Source organism: Streptomyces sp. NPDC001941 (genome assembly GCF_040296945.1).
GTDB lineage: Bacteria > Actinomycetota > Actinomycetes > Streptomycetales > Streptomycetaceae > Streptomyces.
In genome coordinates this window covers 1-4,626 of the sequence record NZ_JBEOYE010000207.1, presented here as the reverse complement: position 1 = coordinate 4,626, position 4,626 = coordinate 1, and the positions used below count along the sequence as shown (strand labels likewise).

3 protein-coding genes are annotated in these 4,626 nt (G+C 76.4%); all 3 read right to left on the bottom strand.

What is annotated here, in order from left to right:
* On the bottom strand, positions 1 to 2,708 hold a 2,708-nt coding region (locus ABT160_RS46400), incomplete at its 3' end, for an amino acid adenylation domain-containing protein (protein WP_351656311.1).
* A gap of 327 nt (positions 2,709 to 3,035) precedes the next feature.
* A complete protein-coding gene (locus ABT160_RS46395; RefSeq protein ID WP_351656309.1) occupies positions 3,036 to 3,866 on the bottom strand; it encodes a mycofactocin-coupled SDR family oxidoreductase in 831 nt (276 codons plus the stop codon).
* Positions 3,863 to 4,576 (bottom strand): thioesterase II family protein, encoded by a 714-nt coding sequence (locus tag ABT160_RS46390; protein WP_502984427.1) that lies wholly within the window; start codon positions 4,574 to 4,576, stop codon positions 3,863 to 3,865. The genes ABT160_RS46395 and ABT160_RS46390 overlap by 4 nt, the downstream gene beginning before the upstream one ends.
* Positions 4,577 to 4,626: the final 50 nt, after the last annotated feature.

Below are 4,626 nucleotides of genomic sequence, written 5' to 3'. Positions count from 1 at the left end.
GGCTCCCGGGCGGCGGCCTCGGCCCGGGCGGGCGCGGCGGGGGCGGCGGTGGGCGCGGCGGGGGCGGGCAGGCGGCGGGCGTCCAGCTTGCCGTTGGCGGTCAGCGGCAGTGCGGTCAGCGCGGTCACGGTGGAGGGCAGCATGTACTCGGGCAGCACCTTGGCGGCCCTGCGCCGCACGTCGGCGGTGTCGCCGCCGTCGAGGACCACGTAGGCGTCCAGGCGGGCGGCGGCCGAGTCGGGGCCGTCGGTGCCGCCGAGGACGACGGCGGCCGCGGTCACGGTCGGGTCGTCCAGCAGGACGTTGCGGATCTCGTCGAGCTCGATGCGGAAGCCGCGCAGCTTGACCTGGGTGTCGAGGCGGCCCAGATGCTCCAGGCGGCCGTCGGGGCGCAGCCGGCCCTTGTCGCCGCTGCGGTACATCCGGCCGCCGGTGAAGGGGTCGGTGACGAAGCGCTCCTCGGTGAGTCCGGGGCGGCCCAGGTACTCCAGGGCGACGCCCTCACCGCCGACGTAGATCTCGCCGGGCACGTTCAGCGGCACCGGGCGCCGCCGCTCGTCGAGGACGTAGAGGTACCAGCCGGGCAGCGCGGGGCCCACCGAGCGGGAGCCGGTCATCGCCTCGGCGCGCCCGACGGTCTGGGCGGTGACGTGCACGGTGGTCTCGGTGATGCCGAACATGTTGACCAGGCGGCAGCGGGTCTCGGGGTAGCGGTCGAACCAGCCGCGCAGGCCCCGGGCGTCCAGCGGCTCGCCGCCGAACACCACCAGGCGCACCGCCAGGTCCGGCTCGTGGCCCCGGTCGGCCTCGATGAGCTGGGCGAACGCGGAGGGCGTCTGGTTGAGCACGGTGACCCGCTCGGAGCGCAGCAGCTCGCGGAACTCCTCGGGCGAGCGGGACACCCAGTAGGGCACCACGACGAGCCGGGCGCCGGTCAGCAGCGGGCCCCAGATCTCCCAGACGGAGAAGTCGAAGGCGCTGGAGTGGAAGAGGGTCCAGGTGTCGTCCGGGCCGAACCCGAAGTCCTCGCGGGTGGCGGCCATCAGGGCGACCACGTTGCGGTGGGGCACGACGACGCCCTTGGGGCGGCCGGTCGAGCCGGAGGTGTAGATGACGTACGCGGCTTCCCCGGCGCCGCGCTCGGGGGCCGGGGCCGCGGGCGCCCCGGCCTCGGCCAGCTCGCCCGGGGTGAGCGTGCGGGTGCCCTCGGCGGCGGGGAAGGCGTCGTGCGTGGTGACGACCAGGCGCAGTCCGGCGTCCTCGGTGGTGTAGGCGAGGCGCTCGGCCGGGTAGGCCGGGTCCATCGGCACGTACACCGCGTCGGCCCGCAGCACGGCGAGCATGGTGACGACCAGGTCGGTGGAGCGGTCCAGGCAGATGCCGACCCGCTCCCCCGGCCGTACGCCCTGGGCGCGCAGCGCTCCGGCGAACGTGGCTGCCCGCTCGTCGAGTTGGGCGTAGGTCAGGTGCCGGCCCTCGCAGCTGAGGGCGATCGCGTCGGGACGCTCGGCGGCGTGGGCGGCGAAGACCTCGTCGATGCGGAGCGGCCGGTGGTCGAGCGTACGGGCGGGGCGGCCCAGGGCGACCAGCGCGGCGCGCTCGGCGTCGTCGAGGAGGTCGACGTCGGCGGGCGCGGACTCGGGCCCGGCGCAGGCCAGTTGGGCGTAGGCGCGGGCCACGTGGCGGGCGAACCGGTCCGCGGCGTCGCCGTCGACGTCGGCGAGGCGGTGGTGGAGCTCCAGGAGCGGTACGCCGGAGGGCTGTTGACGGAGCGTCAGGGTCAGCGGGAAGGGGGCGGTCTGGCAGGGCAGGTACGTCTCGCTGTCGCTGTCGGCGGGGTGCCCGGCCGGGTCGAGCAGACCGGCGAGGACCCGGCCGCCGGACCGGGCGACCAGGTCGGCGTACTCGCGGCCGCCGCACAGGGTGCCGTCCCCGGCCAGCACCCGGGCGGCCTCGGCGACCAGCTCGGCGGTGCCGTGCGCGCCGGACAGGTCCAGGGCGAGCAGGGTGCCCGCGTCATGGCCGCCCACCGCGTCCGCCGGGCGGTCGGGGCGGGTGGTCAGCGCGCCGACGACCGGGCCGTCCTGGTTCTCGTACCGCCCCAGGACCAGCGCGGTGGCGACCGCGAGCACGGCGGCCGGGTCGGCGGCGGTGCCGGGCAGCGCGGCCCGCACCACGGCGGTACGGTCCCCGGCCGCGGCGTCGGCGGCCGCCCACTCGGCGCGGCCCGCGAACTCCGCCTCGCCCCAGAGCTTGCGCAGGTCGCCGTCGGCGGGGGCCAGGGGGCCCGGGACCGCCACCGGGTGGTCCGCGGCGTCGGCCCGGCCCAGCAGCACGTCGGCGACGAGGCGCAGCGAGCGGGCGTCCAGGCGGGAGCGGTGGGCGACGAGCACGAGGTCGGCGGCGCCGTCCCGGTAGGCGAGCAGCACCGCGCGCAGCGGGTGGCCCGCGGGGTCCAGCGGGCGCCGCAGCTCGGCCCGTACCCGGCGCTCGGCGGCCTCGGTCCCGGCGGCCGCGGGGACGGGCTCCAGCCAGAGCGACGGCCGGTCCCCGGCCCCGGGCCACCACAGCGCGGCCGCGTCGTGGAGGGCGTCGGCGAGCCGCCCCGCGTCGGCTCCCGGGGCCACCCGGGTCCGCAGGGCGTGGACGTGGGCGTGCGGTGCGCAGTCGGTCGGGATCAGCGGGGAGGGGGCGTCGGAACGCGGCATGGGTGGTGTCTCCGGGACGGTGTTCGGTGAGGGGAGGTGCGGGACGGCGGGGTGGCGGGGTGGCGACGGAAGGGCGTACGGGGCCGGGGCGGGGCCCGCGCGCCCGGACCGGGACCCGGGGCGCGGGCGCCGCCGGGTGGTGTCCTCGAAGTCCCGTTGGCATGGGGGACTTCGAGGACACGAGCGGGGGTGTCCGCGCCGGGCGGGCGGGGACACCGTGCGGGCGGCGTCTGCAACCCCCGCTTGTACGGCAGGGGTTCGTGAACGTTGCCCGGATCGGCCCTCCGGACTCCCGTCCGGCGGGCGGGAGTTCCGAGGGCGCGCGCCCTAGCGGGCGGTGAAGCCGCCGTCGACGGCGAGGACGCTGCCGGTGACCTGGCGGGACTCGTCGGACGCCAGCCACAGGGCGGCCGAGGCGATGTCGTCCGGCTCGATCAGGGCGTTCATCGGCTGGGCCTGCACGAAGGTCTCCTCGTGCTCGGCGACGGGCACGTCGAGGGAGCGGGCGATCTCCGACAGCATCCGGCCCTCGACCTGCGAGTCGTCGCGGACCGAGCCGGGGCACAGCGCGTTCACCCGCACCTTCAGCGGCGCGTAGTCCAGCGCCACGGCCTTGGTCAGGCCGACCAGGCCGTGCTTGGCGGCGACGTACCCCGCGAAGTGGCGGTAGCCGACCAGGCCCGCGGTCGAGGCGATGTTGATGATGCTGCCCGAGCGCTGCTCGGCCATGTGGCCGCCCACCGCGCGGATGGTGCGCCAGGCGCCGGAGAGGTCCACGTCGATCATCAGCTGCCACTCGCGCTCGTCGATCTCGTGCGCGGCCTTGCCCGAAGGGGCGGCGATCCCGGCGTTGTTGACGAGGACGTCGATGCGGCCGAAGCGCTCCCGGGCGGTGGCCGTCGCGGCCTCCACCTGGTCCAGGTCGCGGACGTCCAGGCCGCGGGTCATGACCGAGGCGCCGTGCTCGCGGCAGAGTTCGGCCGTGTAGGCGAGCTGGCTCTCGGAGCCCAGCGGGTACGGGACGCCGGGCAGGTCCGCGGCGATGTCCAGGAGCACCAGGTCGGCGCCCTCGCGGGCGAAGGCCACGGCGGTGGCGCGGCCCAGGCCGCGGGCGGCGCCGGTGATGACGGCGGTCTTGCCGGACAGGCGCGCGGTCATCGGGCGTCCGCCGAACCGAGCTCGGCGGCGATCACGCGGAGCAGCGCCGGGGCGTCGTCGGCCATGTACATGTGACCGCCGTCCATCTCCACGGCGGAGAAGGCGGCCGTGGTGGCGGCGCTCCACTGCTGGAGCAGCTCCGGGCCGACCAGTTCGTCGGTGCTGCCGCGCAGGGCGGTGACCGGGACGCCCAGCGGCTTGTCGGAGGCGGGGCGGTAGTTCTCGTGCATCTCCACGTCGGCGCGGAGCATCGGCAGCAGCAGCTCGCGCATCTCCGGGTGGGCCAGGGCGGGGTGGTCGTAGCCCGCGAACTCGCGCACCTGGGCCAGGAACGCGTCGTCGTCCAGGCCGGTGGCGCGGCTCTCGCGGCCGTTCCAGGGGCCGGGCGAGCCGCTGACGAACAGCCGGGCGAGCGGCACGCCCTGGGTGTCGGCGAGCCGGTGGGCCAGGTCGTAGGCGAGCACCGCGCCGAGGCTGTGCCCGAAGACGGCGACCCGGTCGGCGCCCTGGATCCGGTCGAGGACGGCGGCGTACACCTCGTCGACGGCGCGCGCGGCCTCGGTGTGCGGCGCGTCGATGAAGCGCTCCTCGCGGCCGGGTAGTTGGACGGGCACGATGTGCAGCCCCTCGGGGGCACTGCTCTGCCAGTCCTTGAAGAAGGAGGCTCCGGCGCCCGCGAAGGGCAGGCAGATGAGGTGGACGTTTTCCATGGTTGTCATTCCTTGTGGTCGGACCAGGTGGGCGGGGGTGTGGGGGGGGC